Origin of the sequence: Mycoplasma sp. 1199, assembly GCF_034863365.1 — a bacterium.
Lineage (GTDB): Bacteria > Bacillota_I > Bacilli_A > Mycoplasmatales > Metamycoplasmataceae > Mycoplasmopsis.
The window spans coordinates 12691-31558 of record NZ_JAYFFA010000001.1; the positions used below are offsets into that span (position 1 = coordinate 12691).

The 18868-nt window shown below is 30.4% G+C and carries 12 protein-coding genes; 7 read left to right on the plus strand and 5 right to left on the minus strand.

The window, feature by feature from the left end; genetic code table 4:
* Positions 1 to 75: 75 nt before the first annotated feature.
* Positions 76 to 468, minus strand: a complete 393-nt coding sequence (locus tag VBM89_RS00060) for a hypothetical protein (RefSeq protein ID WP_323188324.1) — start codon at positions 466 to 468, stop codon at positions 76 to 78.
* An 80-nt stretch (positions 469 to 548) separates the two neighbouring features.
* Positions 549 to 1106, minus strand: coding sequence for a hypothetical protein (locus VBM89_RS00065; RefSeq protein WP_323188325.1), 558 nt, complete (start codon positions 1104 to 1106; stop codon positions 549 to 551).
* Between the two features lie 125 nt (positions 1107 to 1231).
* Here VBM89_RS00065 and uvrB point away from each other — a divergent pair, with 125 nt between their 5' ends.
* From uvrB to VBM89_RS00100, 7 genes are all read left to right on the plus strand, one after another.
* Positions 1232 to 3229, plus strand: a complete 1998-nt coding sequence (uvrB, locus tag VBM89_RS00070) for an excinuclease ABC subunit UvrB (protein ID WP_323188326.1) — start codon at positions 1232 to 1234, stop codon at positions 3227 to 3229.
* Between the two features lie 13 nt (positions 3230 to 3242).
* Positions 3243 to 6083 carry an excinuclease ABC subunit UvrA gene (gene uvrA, locus VBM89_RS00075; protein ID WP_323188327.1) on the plus strand — a complete coding sequence of 947 codons (2841 nt, stop codon included), beginning with the start codon at positions 3243 to 3245 and terminating at the stop codon, positions 6081 to 6083.
* A 63-nt stretch (positions 6084 to 6146) separates the two neighbouring features.
* Positions 6147 to 7085 (plus strand): HPr(Ser) kinase/phosphatase, encoded by a 939-nt coding sequence (hprK, locus tag VBM89_RS00080; protein ID WP_323176713.1) that lies wholly within the window; start codon positions 6147 to 6149, stop codon positions 7083 to 7085.
* Entirely contained in the window at positions 7078 to 8064 is a 987-nt protein-coding gene (gene lgt / locus VBM89_RS00085; protein WP_323188328.1) for a prolipoprotein diacylglyceryl transferase, read from the plus strand. Before hprK ends, lgt begins: the two co-directional genes overlap by 8 nt.
* Before the next feature lie 214 nt (positions 8065 to 8278).
* Entirely contained in the window at positions 8279 to 9196 is a 918-nt protein-coding gene (locus VBM89_RS00090; protein ID WP_323188329.1) for an NAD(P)/FAD-dependent oxidoreductase, read from the plus strand.
* A 27-nt stretch (positions 9197 to 9223) separates the two neighbouring features.
* Positions 9224 to 11017 carry an ABC transporter ATP-binding protein gene (locus VBM89_RS00095; protein WP_323188330.1) on the plus strand — a complete coding sequence of 598 codons (1794 nt, stop codon included), beginning with the start codon at positions 9224 to 9226 and terminating at the stop codon, positions 11015 to 11017.
* Entirely contained in the window at positions 11010 to 12947 is a 1938-nt protein-coding gene (locus tag VBM89_RS00100) for an ABC transporter ATP-binding protein (protein WP_323188331.1), read from the plus strand. The genes VBM89_RS00095 and VBM89_RS00100 overlap by 8 nt, the downstream gene beginning before the upstream one ends.
* 92 nt (positions 12948 to 13039) lie before the next feature.
* Here VBM89_RS00100 and VBM89_RS00105 read toward each other — a convergent pair whose 3' ends face one another.
* The 3 genes from VBM89_RS00105 to rnc all read right to left on the minus strand — a co-directional run bounded on the left by VBM89_RS00105 (position 13040) and on the right by rnc (position 18867).
* Complete coding sequence (locus VBM89_RS00105) at positions 13040 to 15055, minus strand: lipoprotein 17-related variable surface protein (RefSeq protein WP_323188332.1); 2016 nt, start codon at positions 15053 to 15055, stop codon at positions 13040 to 13042.
* Between the two features lie 201 nt (positions 15056 to 15256).
* Positions 15257 to 18187, minus strand: coding sequence for an AAA family ATPase (locus tag VBM89_RS00110; RefSeq protein ID WP_323176707.1), 2931 nt, complete (start codon positions 18185 to 18187; stop codon positions 15257 to 15259).
* The gene (rnc, locus tag VBM89_RS00115; protein WP_323177751.1) at positions 18187 to 18867 is read right to left on the minus strand and encodes a ribonuclease III; all 681 of its coding nucleotides are present in this window, start codon (positions 18865 to 18867) and stop codon (positions 18187 to 18189) included. Before rnc ends, VBM89_RS00110 begins: the two co-directional genes overlap by 1 nt.
* Position 18868: the final 1 nt, after the last annotated feature.

Below are 18868 nucleotides of genomic sequence, written 5' to 3' on the forward strand. Positions count from 1 at the left end.
TGGGATATTTTTTTATTTGCAAAATTTGATTAAAAAAAGAATAGCTATTTTTTAGCTATTCAATTATTAATTCATCTAAACTATTTTATTCTTTAAAGCAATTATTGCGCCAATCATTGAGAATAATGGTCCTAAGAAAATAGAAATTATGTAAAGCACCATTACAGTTGTATTTTGTGATGAAACTCTTATCGCTCCTATGATTACGAGAATAAATCCTGTAAGTCCTGTTGCAAAAGATATAAATCCAAGAATACCAAAAACTATAATGTATGATACCATGAATGCTGCAACATCAGAATAGTCTTTTTCATAAGTTCCATCACCTGAAACAGTTATTGTTGCAGATACACCAGCAACTGCTACAGAGAATAAGAAAATAACAACTGCAAAAACTATGCATAATAAAAGGTTTACAATTGATAAAGCTAAAATAGGTTTAGATAAATTGCTTTGTTGTTTGTTCATAATAACTGATGTTTCCTTTTTATCCTCGTTATATTTTAACAATATATCATATTAATTATATATTATTTGAGTGCGTTTAACTAATTTGATGGAATAACAGTTATTTTGTAGGTTGTTTGTGATTTGTTGATATCAATTCTTGTTGATTCAGTAGTCATTTTGTAACCTTCCGGAACTAATTTAGCTACGTCATAGTAGTAATAGTAATCAGGCAAGTTAGTTGTATTTGTTGAAATCACTTCATCATTATCGCTTACAAATTCAAATGTGTATGGGATCATAGTAACAGGAGCGCGTTTTTTGGTGATAGTTATATTTATAGTTTCTGTATCATCTAGAGCATAAGTGCTTTTGTTATATTCATATTCACCTGTCTTATATTCTTCAGGTAAATTCTCATCATCTACTTCAAAAAATTGAATATATTCATTAGCATCTATTGAATGCATATAGGAGTAAACAATTTCATTTTTGTATAAAAAATTAATTTTGACTTCTCTTTTAGGTATTTCGTAGTGTCTATTTGAATTTTGCACAGTAATAACGATTCTTGCTATAGTCACACCTAACCCACAGATCATTAAAAATGATGCTCAAATTATTCATATTAAGGTTTTCTTATTAATTTTCTTTTTCATATCGCTCCTGTTAGTTAATAAATTTAATTATAAAGATTTATGATATTTTAAGTCTAAAAAATAGACTTTTTAGTCATTTTTAAAAGAATATTATGCTAAAAATTAACATATATAATATATTAATCATGAGTATATTCGATTTAAAAGCAGACTATAAACCACAAGGTGATCAACCTAAAGCAATTAAAGAATTAGCAGAGGGTGTTAAAAAAGGAATTACTGACCAAGTTCTTTTAGGAGTAACAGGTTCAGGAAAAACTTTTACTATTGCTAATGTTATTAAAGAGGTTAACAGACCTACTATTATTTTGTCTCATAATAAGACTTTAGCAAGTCAGTTATATAGTGAGCTAAAGTCATTTTTTCCTAATAATGCAGTTGAATATTACATTAGTTACTTTGACTATTTCAGACCTGAAGCTTATGAGCCAAGTACTGATGTTTATATTGAAAAGGATTCTAAAACTAATGAGCAAATTGAAATCTTAAGAATGAGTGCAATTAATTCATTAATTACACGTAAAGATGTAATTGTTGTGGCCAGTGTTTCAGCTATTTATGGAGCACTTTCTCCTGAAGTTTATAAAGATTCATTCTTTAGATTTTACAAAGGTCAAGAAATTGGGTTGAATAACTTTATCACACAACTTATCAAAATTAAATATGATAGAAATGATATAGACCAATCTCCTGGAGATTTCACAGTTAAAGGTGACACGGTAATTGTTAGACCTGCTGATTCAGAAAATCATGCAATTAGGATTTCATTCTTTGGAGATGAAATTGAAGATATTGCAACAATAGATCCACTTACAAAAGAAGTCTCTAAAAAACATAATATCTATGTACTTTCACCTGGAGATGAGTATGCTACAGATAAAACTGTTTTTGATAAGATAATTCCAAAAATTGAAGAAGAATTAGCGCAATCAATTGCAAAGTTTGTTAAAGAACAGAAAATACTTGAATCTGCTAGATTATCTCAAAGAGTTAAAAATGATATTGACGATATGAAAGAATTTGGTACTTGCAAAGGTATAGAAAATTACTCAATGTACCTTGATGGTAGAACTTTTGGTCAAAGACCATACACAATTTTAGATTACTTCCCTGAAGACTCATTAATGTTAATTGATGAGTCACATATGTTTATTCCACAATTAGGAGCAATGTATAAAGGGGATAGATCAAGAAAAGAAAAGCTTGTTGATTTTGGTTTTAGATTACCATCTGCCTTTGATAACAGACCTTTAATGTTTAATGAATGAGAAACTGAATTTAAGTTTCCTAGAATTTACATTTCAGCAACACCGGGTGATTATGAACTTGAAAAAACTGAACCAAGTAATATTTCAAAACTTTATGTTCGTCCAACAGGGTTAGTTGATCCTGAAATTATTATTAAACCAAAGGAAAATCAAATTGAAGACATCTATGACACTATAATAAAACAAAGAGAAACTGGTGAAAAAACAATCATTTTAACAGTCACAAAAAGAAGTGCTGAAGAGTTATCAACTTACTTAATTGAGCACGGAATTAAAGCTGCTTACATTCACTCAGAACATAACACTTTTGTAAGAAATGAAATTATTAGAAAGCTTAGAAAAGGCATTTATGAAGTTATTGTAGGAATTAACCTTTTACGTGAAGGTATCGATATACCTGAAGTTTCTAGGGTACTTGTTTTAGATGCTGATGTAGCTGGTTTTATGCGTAATGCAAGAAGTTTAATTCAGATTACAGGTCGTGCAGCTCGTAACGCAAATGGTAAAGCAGTTTTCTATGCTGATAGAATAACCGAAGCTATGAAAATTTGTATGGATGATAATGAAGAAAAAAGACGTATTCAGCTTGCTTACAATGAAAAACACGGAATTGTACCTAGAACAATTATAAAACCTATAAGTGAGCCAATTCACGGTCACGATATTATAAATGCTGTTGAAGCTATTTTAGCTAAACAAAACAAAACTAAATCAGGGGACAAAATCGATAAGAAAGCTAAGCAAGAAATTATTGACGATATTAGAAATCAAATGAATCAAGCTGCAAAAGAGCTTGATTATGAAAGAGCTATTGAGCTTAGAAATATATTATTAGAATTACAAGAAAAACAATAGAAAGGAGTATTAAATGAGTAAAGAAAATTTATTAATTATTCAAGGAGCTAGAGAAAATAACCTTAAGAATATTGATTTAACTTTACCTAAAAATAAGTTAATTGTATTTACAGGTCTTAGTGGTAGTGGTAAAAGTTCACTTGCGTTTAACACAATCTATGAAGAAGGAAGGAGAAGATATGTCGATTCTCTTTCATCTTATGCAAGAATGTTTTTAGGAGGAACCAAAAAACCAGATGTTGACAAAATTGAAGGACTAAGTCCATCAATTTCGATTGAACAAAAAACTGTTCATAATAACCCTAGATCTACTGTTGGGACAGTAACTGAAATTTATGATTATTTCAGATTACTTTTCGCAAGAATTGGTAAACCATATTGTCCTACACATAATATTGAAATTTCAACTCAGACAACTAAAGACATTTTAAATTCAATTTATGAACAAGAACCCAATTCAAGACTTGTTATTTTAGCCCCATTAGTTGATGGAGAAAAAGGAACACACCAAAATCTTTTTGAAAAGCTTAAAAAAGAAGGTTTCTTGAGAGTTAAAGTTAACGGTATGTATATGATGCTTGATGAACCTATTGATTTGAACAAAAACAACAAACACACTATAGAATTAGTAATTGATCGTGTTAGATTAACTGAAGAAAATTACAATAGAATTTCACAAGCTTTAGAAATTGCGACTGAATATGCAGATGGATTAATTAAGGTTGAAAATGTTGACTTAGATAAAACATTTATCTTCTCAAAAACATACTCTTGCATCTACAAAGATTTCAATATGCCAAAAATTGAAACAAGATTATTCTCATTCAATGCTCCATATGGAATGTGTGATAACTGTAAAGGTTTAGGTCTTGAGTTTAAAGCTGACTTTGATTCAATTGTTCCTGAACCTTGAAGATCAATTAACGAAGGTGGTATTGAATATTTCCAAAATACAGTCAATACTCAAAACCTTGAATGACAAGAATTTGATCAACTTTTAAATTACTACAATATAAATAAAAACACACCTATTGAAGATTTATGAGAAAAGGAGCTTGAAATAATTAAATATGGTTCACACGAACCTATCGCTTACACATTAGTTACTTCATCAAATAACATCATCAGAAGAGAAAAAGAAATTGATGGTATCTTAACTAAGATTGAAAAAATGTATTATGAAACTACTTCAGATAGAAGAAGAGATTACCTTAAAAAATATATGGGTTCATTCACTTGCTCAGTATGTAAGGGTTCAAGATTAAATGAATATGCATTAGCAGTTAAATTAGATAATAAAAATATTTATGATTTTATTGCTTTATCAATCGAAGATTCACTTGAAGCGGTTAATAAATTAATTGATACATTAAATGATAATGACAAACAAATTTCATCATTAATTACAAAGGAATTAATCGACAGATTAAGCTTCCTTAAAAATGTAGGTCTTGACTATTTAACCCTTAACCGTAGTGCTGAAAGTTTAAGTGGTGGAGAAGCTCAACGTATTAGATTAGCTACTCAAATTGGTTCAAATTTAACAGGTGTTTTATATGTTTTAGATGAACCATCAATTGGTTTACATCAAAAGGACAACTTAAAACTTATTGATGCACTTAGAAAAATGGTTGATATTGGAAACACATTAATTGTTGTTGAACACGACGAAGACACAATGTTTGCATCTGACTATATTGTTGATATAGGACCAGAAGCTGGATTAAATGGTGGAACAGTAGTTGCTCAAGGTACTTTAGATGAAATAGTAAAATCAAAAAATTCAATTACAGCTAAATATTTATCTGGTGAATGAAAAATCGAAGTTCCAGCAACACGTAGAGGTGGCAATGGTAAACAAGTTACTATTTATGGAGCCAGAGAAAATAACCTTAAAAATATTGATGTAACTATTCCTCTAGGTAAATTAGTTGCAGTGACTGGAGTTTCAGGATCAGGAAAAAGTACATTAGTTAATGAAATTTTAGTTAGAGGAATTCAACATTCACTTGGACTTAGCGAAGGTTTAAACCACAAGAAAGCTAAATTTAAAACTATTTCAGGCTTAAACAACATTGATAAAGTTATCGCAGTTTCTCAGTCACCAATTGGAAAAACCCCAAGATCAAACCCTGCTACTTACACAGGTGTGTTTGATGATATTAGAGAAATTTACGAAAACATTGAAGAATCAAGAATTAGAGGATATACAAAAAGTAGATTCAGTTTCAATGTACCTGGTGGTAGATGTGAAAAATGTTCAGGAGATGGTTTCATAAAAATTGAAATGCACTTTTTGCCTGATGTTTATGTGCCTTGTGATCAATGTGATGGTCAAAGATACAATAAAGAAACACTTGAAATAAAGTACCACAACAAAAATATTTCTCAAGTTTTAGATATGAGTGTTGATGAAGCTATTGTATTTTTTGAGCACAGAAATAAGATTATTGACAAACTTCAAATCCTACAGGACGTAGGTTTAGGTTATATTAAGCTTGGACAAATGTCAACAACTTTAAGTGGTGGAGAAGCACAACGTGTTAAGTTAGCAACTTACTTGCAAAAGAAACCAACAGGTAAAACAGTTTATGTCCTTGATGAACCAACAACAGGATTACATACTCACGATGTTAAGAAATTAATTCATATTCTTAATAGAATTGTTGAAAACGGTGACTCAGTTATTGTCATCGAACACAACTTAGATGTAATCAAATCTTCCGATCACATTATCGATTTAGGACCTGATGGAGGAGTTCACGGAGGACAAATTGTTACTCAAGGGACACCTGAACAAGTCGCTGTAAATCCAAGAAGTTACACAGGTCAATTTCTTAAGAAAATTTTGTAATCAAAAACTTAATTAATTTAATAAAATTAAATTACAAAATTTAAATTTCAAGGAAAATACTTAATGAATAAAGAACGTAAAAAAATTAATGTCAAGAAAATCATTGATTTCTATGATTTAAAAATCATAAATGGTGAAAATCAAGAATTGGTTTATAATGACATTTATCAACCTGCAATCAAACGTGTAGGGCTAGAATTAGCAGCTAATTATTTAAATGACAGAATTAACAAAAACGTTATTGCTTGAGGAACTGCTGAATCATCTTGATTTTTTGAAATAGGTAAAACTAAAGCTTACCAAGCTATAGAGTGTGTTATTTCACAGCAACCTCCACTTGTTATTTTGTCTAAAGGGTTTAATAAACCTGCGATTAACTGAGTTGTAGATATAGCGAACAAATATAAAGTTCCAGTTGCACTTGTTAATATGAGTACATCATACATATCAACAAACATCGGTTCATATTTAAATAACTACTTTGGAGAAGTTACACAAGTTCACGGAACATTAGTTCTTATTGGAGGAACAGGTGTGCTTATTACTGGAGCTAGTGGAGTTGGTAAATCTGAAGCTGCTTTACAACTAATTCAGCAAGGTGCAGTTTTAATTAGCGATGATGCTGTGTTGATTAAAGATAACGGAAACATTTTTATCGGATCATCACCAGAAATTACACGTAATTTTCTTGAAATCAGAGGTATTGGTTTAGTTGATATTAAAAAACTTTATGGAGTATCAACTGTGGCCAAGTCATCAATCATCGATCTTGTTATAGAACTTGTTAAACAAGATGGTAACAGTGAATTCGATAGATTAGGTGTTGATTATTTAGAATATCCAATTTTTGGACGTTCAATTAAGAAAATGCAAATACCAATCAAAGAAGGAGGTTCAGCTGCTTCATTAATTAGAGCTGCTGTTAATACTTACTTAGCTAGAAATGATGGTATGAATGTATTAGATGAAATTTATGAAAGGACACTATTAGAAAATGAATAATTCAGCATATCCTGCTTGAGTACCTGATTCTCCAATAGCAGAGGGTACTTCAACAATCTTATTTAGTATTGGTTCCTTTCAAATGCACCTTTACTCATTTATGATTATGTTAGGTTTTATCCTATCAATTCTTACTGTTTTCTTCTTCTGATATAAAGAAGGCTGAAATATAGATATCTTATTTGTGATAATTTTAATCACAGTTCCTGCTGGTATCTTTGGAGCTCGTTTAGGGTTCATTATTGAAAGACTTATTTATCAACCTGATAATCCATTCCCTAACTCGCATTGATACGCAATTTGACAAGGGGGATTAAGTATTCAAGGAGGAGTTATTCTAGCCGCTTTCCTTGATATAGTTTACTTATACACAAAGAGAAAAGATGTTGATCTGAAAAAAGCATTTGGATACATTCTTCCAGCAGTTTTAGTAGGACAATTTGTTGGACGTTTTGGAAACTATGCTAACCACGAGGTTTATGGAAAAATAGACTGAACTGGTGCATCAGTATTAGTGTTCGGAAAATCATTTGCTTCAAATATGTACATTTCTGACTCATTAACTGCAAGTATGGGTCTTGAAGGTGCCTACAGATATCCATTATTCTTATACGAAGGATTAGCAAACTTAATTGGTTATATTTTAATTTGTTGAGTTGTTAACTACTTTGGATTATTAAGACCAGGGTCAGGTGGAGCTTTATACTTAATTTGATATGGTATAACTCGTGCTGCGATGGAACCTTTACGTGAAGAATCATATAACCTTTATTCAGTAGTTGCGATCTTATTCATCATCGGTGGTGGATTAGCACTTATCTACTTTGAATTCTTAAGAGGAAATTTATATGTAAGAAAATTAGAAAAATACAAATTTGTATTTGAACACAAAAATAAAGAAGCTTACTTAAATCACGTAAACATCACAAGTTTTAGCTACTTATTTAGTAAATTATGAACTAAAAGACCTGTAGCTTAATTTAGATATATCCAAGCAATTGGATATATTTTTATTTTGCAAATTTTGATGGTTAATCAAACTAAAATTTATTTTGCTTAATTAGCAAAAACTTACTTTTTAACCTATATAACTAGCAAATTTGTATTTTTTGATAAAATGTACTAATATTTAACACTGATTTAAAAAGTTATAAAATTTAAAACTAAATAATTAGTTTTTAAGGAGAGAAGCTATGAACGAAATTTATGATCTTGTGATTATTGGTGGAGGACCTGCTGGCTTAAATGCAGCTTTATATGCGTCAAGAGCAAACTTGAATGTTGCATTTATCGAAAAGGGTGCTCCTGGTGGTAAATTATCATCAACTGCAAAAGTTGAAAACTGATTAGGTACATCTGAAATTGAAGGTTGAAAATTAGCTCAAGAATTCTTTGACCATGCTAAAGAATATGGAGCTAAATATCTTTATGGTACAGTTACAAAAATTAATAACTTAGGTAAATATGATAAAGAAATTGTTTTATCAGATAGTTCAGTTGTGAAAGCTAAATCAGTTTTAATTGCAACTGGAATGATAAATAGAAGACCAACCTTCATACCTGAATATGATAGATTTGAACACTTTGGAATTAGTTACTGTGTTGTTTGTGATGCTCCATTATTTGGTAAAAATCCATCGGTAGTCCTAGGTGATGGAAATTCAGCCGTTGAAGAATCAATTTACTTATCTAGAATTGCTAGTGAAGTTAATTTAGTTATCAGAGATGAAACCTTCAAAGCTGATAAAGTTTTAGTTGAAGAATTATTGAAGCTACCAAATATTAAAGTGTTTAAAAATTCACAAATAGTTCAGTTACTGGGTGATAGACAACTTGAAGGAGTTGTTATTGAAAATAAAAATGGTGAGCAAACAGAACTTAAAGTTTCATCATTTTTCCCTTACATAGGATTTGAATCGTCTGCGTGATTTGCTCAGGATTTAAGAATACTAGATGAAAAAGGTTTTATTGTTACTAACGATAAAATGGAAACAAATGTTCCAGGAATTTATGCAGCAGGTGATATCAGACAAACAAAAGTTCGTCAAATAGTTACAGCAGCATCAGATGGTGCAGTAGCTGCTAGAAGCATAATTGATTATTTAAGTTAATTTGCAATTTAAAAGAAAGGAGTAATAATGCAAAGGGCACAAACTAAAAATTATGTTCCTACACATTTTAGTTTCTTTGAATTGACAAAAAACTATAGAACTGCTTCATTGCTTTCTATATTATTTGCTATTTTAGAAGTTGTTGCACAAGTGCTTATTCCATTAGCTGTTAAGAAATTAATGGATAATGGAATTCAAAAGTTAGCATTTGCAGCATTACAAAACGAAGCGTGAAATGGTATTTTAAAATATTCACTTGTTATTATTGCGCTTGCTTTGGCATCGCTTGCTTTTGGTGCACTTAGTGGAATTTTCGCATCCAAAGCAGCTGCAGGACTAGGTTATAATGCTAGAGCATATGCTTATAAAAATTTAATGAGATTATCATTTAAGAACTTAGATAACTACTCAAATGGTACACTTATAACAAGACTAACAACTGATATTGTTTCTATTCAAAATGCTTATTTAAACATCATTAGAATGATGCTTAGGGCACCAATTATGATTTTGGTTGCTATTTCTATTGCATTTACAATAGCACCTATATTAGCGTCAATTTTGCTTGCTATTATGGTTGTGTTAGCTATATTTATTGGTTTTGTAATGTTTATGGTTTATAGAAGATATCATTTAATGCTTAAAGCTTATGATGGCTTAAACACAAAAATTGGTGAGAACTTAAACGCAATTAGAACAATTAAATCATTCGTTAAAGAACAAGATGAATTGCTTGATATTAAGAACTCATCAGCATTAGTTAGAAAAATTTCTATAATGACTGAAAAATGAATTAACTCAAACAGAGCTTTATTTGGTTTACTTATTTATGTTTGTTTAGTTTCATTTATTGCAGTTGCTACAAAAGATATTGTTGTGAATAAGCAAAATGCAACAATGGATTTTGGTACATTAACTTCTTTCATTGGTTACATGTTCCAAGTTTTAGTTAACTTCATTTTATTCTCTGTAGGTGTTATTAATGTAACTTCTGCTAAAGCATCAGCTAAAAGAATTAGAGAACTTATTGAAGAAAAACCAATTTTAGTTCAAAAAGAAGATGGGTTGACAGAAGTTGCTAGTGGAAAAATTGAATTTAGAAATGTGTTTTTAAAATATAAAGAACACGCTGAATTAAATAACTTAAATAATATTAATTTAACAATCGAACCAGGTGAAACTGTTGGTATTTTAGGAAAAACAGGAGCTGGTAAATCTTCACTTATTTCACTTATACCAAGGTTATATGATGTAACTAATGGAGAAGTCTTAGTTGGTGGAGTTAATGTTAAAGATTACAATCTTGAAGCACTTAGAAATCAAGTTTCTATAGTGCTTCAAAAGAATGTTTTATTCACAGGGACAGTTGCTGAAAATATGCGTTGAGGAAATGAAGAAGCAACTGACGAAGAAATAATTGAAGCACTTAAAAAAGCATCGGCTTATGACTTTGTTTTTGCTAAAGATGGCTTGAGCACTTGAGTAGAAGAATCGGGAAACAACTTTTCAGGTGGGCAAAAACAACGTCTTTCAATAGCAAGATCTATACTTAAAAAATCAAAAATTCTTATCCTGGATGACTCAACTAGTGCAGTTGATAATAATACCGATAAGAAAATCCAACACTCACTTAAATATGAATTAGGAGATGTAACTAAAATCATTATTGCACAAAGAATTTCATCAATTCAGCACGCAAATAAGATTGTAATTATTAATGATGGTGAAATTTCAGGAATTGGTAAGCACGAAGAACTTTTAAAATCAAACGAATACTACAGACATTTATACGAAACACAAAATAGAGGTAGTGATGAATAAAAGAAAAACTATAAAAAGCTCAGAAGCTACTAAAGGTGCTCTTAAAAGAGTTATTGCACTTATCTGAGCTACAAATAAATGATATTTTATGCTCATTATTTTCGGTTTCGTTATTTCATCAGTAGTAAATGTTTTGGGTCAATCTTACTTGGGGTTAGTGCTATTCAATAAATTCTTAGTTCCATTTTTTCAATCAGGTTTCACTGAATTTGATTGAAATGGATTCAACCTTTCAATCATTATCTTAGTTAGTTTATTTTTATCAGGTGTGCTTTTTGAATTTATAGCAACGAGATTAGCAGTATTCTTAACACATACAACTATTAAAAACTTACGTGATAGCTTATATGAAAAAATGCAAACATTACCAATAAGCTACTTTGACAAGAAACTTAAAGGTGACTTAATGTCATTGTTTGTTAATGATGTTGATGTGCTTAAGCAATTCATAATGCAAACTGTACCAACAATATTTTCAAGCTTAGCAACACTTATTGTGACAACAGTGTTTATGCTTTACTACAACTGATTTTTATCATTAATAGTATTTGCACTTGTAGGAACAACTATGTTCTTATCATCTGTTTATGCAAGGAAATCAAGCAAATTCTTTGCATTAAGACAAAAACGTCTAGGCATTATCAACGGATTTATAAATGAGATGATTAATGGTGTTAAGGTTATTAAAGTCTTTAATCATCAAGAAGCTTCATTTGAAGATATGCAAAAGAGAAATAAAGAGTTCTATGAAGCTGACTACAAATCAAAAGCTTATGTAACTGTTTTATTCCCTGTATTTATGAATATTGGAAATATCAACTATGCAATTATTGCTATTATTTCTGGACTCATTTACCTTAACGGTGGTAAAGTTGGTTCATTAGATGTCACAATCAGTGCAGGAGTTATTGTTGCGTTCTTACAATATGCAAGAAACTTCTCATTACCAATTTCTCAAATTGTTCAAGAGTTCAATACACTTGCAATGGCTGCAGCAGGTGCAAGACGTGTGTTTGATGCAATGGATAATTTATCAGAAGTTGATAAAGGTTCAATCGAAATTATTAATCATTCAGATTTATCTAAATCAAGCATTATTTGATTTAATTCTTATGATAAAGAAAAATTCTTAAACGAACCATCAAGATACTACTTCAAAATACCAATGGGTTCAATGGGATGCTTAATTAAAAGAATTGATGGTAAGTTTGATTTCAATCACGTTTATGCAGGTTATGTTGAAGGAAAACCTATTATCAAAGATTTTGATTTACATATTAAACCGGGTGAAAGAGTTGCATTTGTGGGAGCGACTGGTGCTGGAAAAACTACAATTACAAACTTAATTAATAGATTTTATGATGTATTTGAAGGTTCGATTAAACTTGATGGAATTGATATTAGACTAATTAAAAAATCTTCATTACGTAAATCACTTGGATATGTTCTTCAAGAAACTTCATTATTTACTAAATCAATAGCTGACAACATTGCTTATGGTGCTCCTGATGCAGCACTTAAAGATATTAAAGAAGCTGCAAAAATTGCTAATGCAACTAGATTCATTAAACAAACTGAAGATGGGTTTAATACTGTCTTAGAAAATGCAGGAGAATCACTTTCACAAGGTCAAAAACAACTTCTTTCAATTGCCAGAACAAGTATGTTAGATCCGATGATATTAGTGCTTGATGAAGCTACTTCAACAATTGATACAGAAACTGAAAGAGAAATCCAAGAGGGTATGTATGAACTTATGAAAAATAAAACTTCATTTGTTATAGCACACCGTTTAAGTACAATTAGAGATGTAGATAAAATCGTTGTAATGGATCAAGGACAAATTAAAGAAGTTGGTTCTCATGATGAGCTTATCAAATTACAAGGTATCTATCATCAACTTTACACAGGTAAAATTGAACTTGATTAACACAAATCAGAATAGCTTAAATAGCTGTTCTTTTTTATATAAAAAAACACCTTAGTAATTACTAAAGTGTCTATGTGCAAGTGAAATAAGTATTATTTACCTTCTTTGATTTTAGTTCATTTAGCTACAAAATCAGGTATTGATTTGAATTCTGATAATTCGAAGAATGTTTTAGATGGAATGAAGTATTTGTAAACTTGATCAAGTTCTTTAATGTTTGTGTCATAGAAACCATTTTTTGGTTTAACTTGATCTCTTCTAATAATGTGGAATGTAGTAGGAATTGCAAAATCTTCAGGATCGACAAATGCTTTAGCTTGCTCTAATGATAAGTTGTAAGCTGATCTAACAAATGCAAGTGTTGATAATAGAACGGTTGATGAAGCTTGAATTCCGAAGATATGTGTTTTAGAATCGTTGTTAAATGTCTCGTTGAAGAATACTGACTTACCTGAATCAGCTTTAGAGTGATCAACTGCGATAATGTTTTCTCAAGAAACTGAAGAGTCAAGAATAATTGCTTTATTGTTATCTCCAAATAATGTTCTAATGTACTCGATTGATTCATCTTTTGAATAAACTGGGTGCATTTTATACATATAGTTGTATTCAGATTCAGGATATTTAATTTTTATAGCATTAATGAAACTTATAATTTCTTCTCTATTTTCAGTAAGTTCTTTAATTCTTCATTTTCCATATAATGGATCAGTTTCAACTTTTGTTTCGTATTTTCTAAATAATGATGAACCCATAAATACTAAGTTCTTCTTAGATGAATCATAATGTTCTTTTCCATGAATTACAAAGTCAAGAGCATTACGAACCTCTAATCTATTTAGTTTTTCATATTCAGTAATTGCTTTTTCCATTTCTAATTTATTATTTTTGAAAATTTGTGAATAATCAGTTGGATAATCTTTAATTGATAATGATAAATTAGCCTTGTCTAAAGCTCTAAGTTGCTTGTTGAAATATTCAATGTATGAACCATCAAAGTTGTACAGTTTAACTTTGTCTGTTAATTGGAAGTAGTATCTATAGTCAATTTTTTGTTTTTGAGTTCTTTGCATTTCTTCAAATGAAGCTGCGATTTCATCTTTTGAAAGATTTCTTGAAGTTCTGTTAGCTCAACTTTGATATGAAGCCTCAACAAATTTATAAGGTTGTGCATTTCCATCTGATAAAAGCACTATTTTATTAGCGTGTTCTAGAACATAATTTCTAACTTCTGCTGGTAACGATGGGAATGAAATGTCCGGAATGTAGAAGTCAAATTTATTTACACCTGCATCTGTATATGGTTTTAGGTAAGCTAATAATTCTTTTAATGTTTTCGGAAATACATTGTATTTTTCGTTAGCATCATCGTTTAATGATGGATTCATATCTTTTAATTGTGATGCAACCATTAATTTACCATTACCAATGTTGTATTGACCTGGTGTTTGTAAAACGTCTCCATATTTTTGGAATAAATAGTCAAAATTAAATCTTTGAGTTCCTGTGTTTCCTTTATCATAAACTGAATTGTCTATTAAAAATAGCACATCATTAAGTGAATCTTGATTTCTATTTTTGTAGTTTAATTCACCTAACATTAACATAAATGCAGAGTTGAAATATTGAGCTGCATTTCTAGACATAAACACAGTTGGAACTGAGTTTTCAGCTGAATCAACAATCTCGTTAAAGAATTGTTGATATCTTGGATTAAGTGGCTGAGCTTTAATATTTTTAAGAAAACCTTTAATTAAAATTTCTTTTGAATATGTAAGTTTACTATCTTCTTTTGATTCAAGTAAAACAGTGATTTTTAATGTTCCTTTATCATCGTCAGTTTGTGAAACTGAAATAGTTTTATAAATTACAAGCTCATCTGTTGATGGATTAATAGTTACATATTGACTGAGATTTTCTGTGTTTATAACAGATGGTTTTACATAACTATTAACAACATTATATGTAACATTAACCTTTGCTAATGGATTTTTTGTATAGCTTGGTGCTGCTGCACAACCTGCGCTGGTTGCAACAAGAGCAGTTAAAGGTGCGCTTGATAATATAAATAAATTTTTTAAACTTTTTATTAATCTTTTTTGTTTCATAATTAAATAATACAACTTTTAAAGTAATATGTCAAGTTTCGCGTTTCACGGAAACCATAGTCAGCAAGTCCTAAAAGCAAAAAAAAAAAAAAAAATAGGGTTCATAAAAGTGCAAAATTTCGTTATTTTGCTTATTTTTTACAAATTTAGATAAACAAAAAACTACCACAATTTCTTGTGATAGTCAACTATCAAATTGAATTAGTTAGCTTCTTCAGTAATGTATTTTTCAACATCTTTTAAGTGAATACTGAAGAAACTTGTAATTCCACGTGTTTGCATTGTTGCAGCAAATAATGAGTCAACTCTTTGCATTGTTCCTGTTCTGTGTGTGATAACAATGAATTGAGTTTGTTTCTTAAGTTCTTGTAAGTATTCTGCATATCTAACAACGTTAGCTTCATCAAGCGCAGCTTCAACCTCATCAAGAATACATAATGGAAGAGGTCTAGCTCTTAAGATGGCGAATAATAATGAGATAGCAATAAGCGCTTTTTCTCCCCCTGAGAATAATTTAAGGTTTTTAACACTTTTTCCAGGAGGTTGAGCAAAGATGCTGATTCCTGATTCTAAAATATTATTAGGTTCAACGAATCTAACTTCAGCAGCTCCTCCACCGAACATAGATTTGAATACGTTGTTGAATTCTTGATTAACATCGTGAACAACATTTGTAAGTCTTGTAACAATGATTTTGTCAAGTTCAGCAATAGCTTGGTATAAAGTGTCTCTTGTTTGAACTAATTCATCTCTGTTAGCTACTAATGTGTCATATCTGTTTTCAACTTCTTCAAGTTGTTCGATAGATTCTAAGTTAACATTTCCAAGTTCAGCAATTTGTTGTCTTAATTCTTCAACAAATTCTTTTGCTTTTTCATAAGAAATTTCTAAAACAAAGTTTTGATCAGCGTATTCAACTGTCATATGGTAAACGTTAGCTAATCTGTTTGTATATTCAGTGAAAATCTTGAATGATTCAGATTTGTTAATCATTTTGCTGCTGTAACCTTTGTTTAAGGCATTTTGAGAATCTTGAGCATCTGATAATTTAGTGTTGTAAAGTGATAATGCTTCATCTCAAGATTGATATAAGTTTTTAGCAACAGCAAGCTCATTTTTAACAACGATAAGTTTTGCTTGTAATTTGTTTCTTTCAATAACTGTTTCAGAGTTTTCAAAATCATCAAGTGATAATGAAGAAGCGTCAACTTTTCCTTTTAAGTTTGTAACTTCTTCACGTTTTTGTTTGATTGAGTTTTCTAAGTTGTGAATTTCTAATTCAGTACTTCTGCTCTTTTGAATTAATTGGTTACGTCTAAATGATAATTGTTCGATTTGTTGTTCATTTTTCTTGATCATTGGTTCAATACCAGCGATTTTGTTTTCAAGGTTAGCAATTTTTTCATCAATACCTAAGACGTTATCACTTTCTTGAGCAGTTCCCCCAACAATAACCCCTCCAACACGGATGATGTCACCATCAAGAGTTACAATCATATATTTTTTCTCAAGAAGGTTTGAAATTGCATTAGCTGATTTAATATCATCAACTACTACAACGTTCCCTAATAAGAATTTAACTAAAACTGAATATTGTGGATCTGCATCAACTAAATCTGAAGCAAGAGCAACAAATCCAGGGTGTCCTGTAACTGCTAATAAATAGTCATCACGAACAAATTTTTCTTGGATAGATGTAAGAGGAATAAATGTTGCTCTACCACCATTGTTTTGTTTAAGGAATTCAACTGCTTTAACAGCTGTGTTTGGAATATCAACAACAATGTGTTGTGCAGCGTGAGTTAAAACAGTTTCAATAGCTGTGATGTATTCTGGTTTAACTTTAATTAAATCTCTAACAAGTCCTTTAACACCTTTGAAAGACATTTTGTTTTCCATAATTGTTTTAGGACCTTTGAAAAGGTTTAATTTAGATTCTTTAGTTCTGTATAAAGATTGTAAAGTCGTTTTTGCAGAAATTAAGTTGTCTCTGTGGTTTTGGTTAGCGATTCTTAAATTGTTTACTAAGTTTGTATCTTCTTCAATTTGTTTTCTAGTTTCTTCAAATTGAGCTTTAAGTTCACCATAAGTATGTGTGTTGTAAAGTAATTCAGCTTCAAGTCTTTTAATTGCACTTGCATATGATTTGATAGCTTCATCATTATCAACTGTTACTTGTCCACTTGTGATTAAGTTAATTTTTGCAAATTGTTGATCAATTGTTGAGTTTAATGAGTTTAATCTTGAAGCCATACCATTGTATGTTCCTTCAAGTTCATCAACTTGTTGTCTTGCTTTTTCTTTTTCAACTTTTGCGTTTTTAATTTCGATTTGTAAACTAGCAATTTCTTCTTTGTATTTTTGCATTGTTTCGTCTACACCACGAAGTTCTTCGTCTAATTCTTCGTAAATTCTTTTATTTTCTTTTATTCCTTTAGCTAAGAATGGGATTTCAACTTTTTTAAGAGCTTCTGCTTTATCTCTGTAGATTAAAGCTTTTTCAGCTTGTTTTCTTAATGGTCCAAGTTGTTTTTCAAGCTCTGAAATTCTAGGCTCAAGTTGATTCATTGAATCTTCAGCACTTTTAAGCATTCTTTCTGATTCAGTTTTCTTGAATTTGAATTTAGAAACTCCAGCAGCTTCTTCGAAAATTCCACGTCTATCTTCGTCAGATGCTTCAGCGATGTCTGAAACAGTCCCTTGAGAAATAATAGCTAATGAGCTTTTTCCAATACCTGTTTCCATTGCAATACTTTTAATATCTTTGTATCTGCAAGGTTGCCCATTCATATAGTAGTTGTTTACACCTTTGCCACGTTGTAATTCACGTGTGATTGTTACAACTTCATCAGGAATTGAGTTATTTGAGTTTTTGTTATCAAAAGTTAATGTAACTCTTGCAAAGTCCATTGGTTTAGCTGTTTTAGAACCGGCAAAGATAACGTCTTGCATTGAGTCTCCACGAAGTTCTTTAGAACTTTGTTCTCCTAAAACTCATTTAATAGCATCGTTGATGTTACTTTTACCAGAACCGTTTGGCCCGATAATACCAGCAACACCTCCATCAAAACGTAAGATTACAGGTTCAGCAAATGATTTAAAACCATGTGCTTCGATTTTTACTAATTTCATTATTGCACCTCAATTTTATCTTTAAGCTTTTGTAGTGCATCAATAGCAGCATTAGTTTCAGCCTCTTTTTTGCTTAAACCAACACCTTCACCATAAATAACACCATCGTGTTTAGCTTTCGCTAAAAAACGTTTATCACTGAGTTGATCAGTTTGATATGTGATACTTTCCTTTGTCATACTTTGAAAGTATTCTTGTAGTTGTCCTTTAGGATCTTTATTTTCGTCATTGTGTACCGAGTCAATGATAGGGGATATATGTTTGATTATGAATTGTGAAGCTTTTTCAAATCCTTGATCTAAAAATATAGCCGCTATCATTGCTTCGAATACGTCTGCTTGAACTTTTGGTGAATTAATCACTGATTCACGCATTTTTCCAGGTCCAGTTCTTAAGATTTTTAAAAGACCTAATTCGTTAGATATTTTAGCAAGCGCCTCCGTTCTAACTGCAGTTGATCTTAATCTGGTTGCATGACCTTGTGATAATTCAGGATACTTTCTGAATATGTAGTTTGAACTAACAAATTGTAGAAGTGAGTCTCCTAAAAATTCAAGTCTTTCATAATTGTCATCTTTATCTCTATTAAAAGATGAATGTGTAATTGCTAATAGATAATAGTCTGTTCTAATTGGTTGAATATTATTTATTTCAAAAAAGCTTTTAAGTGAATTAACCATA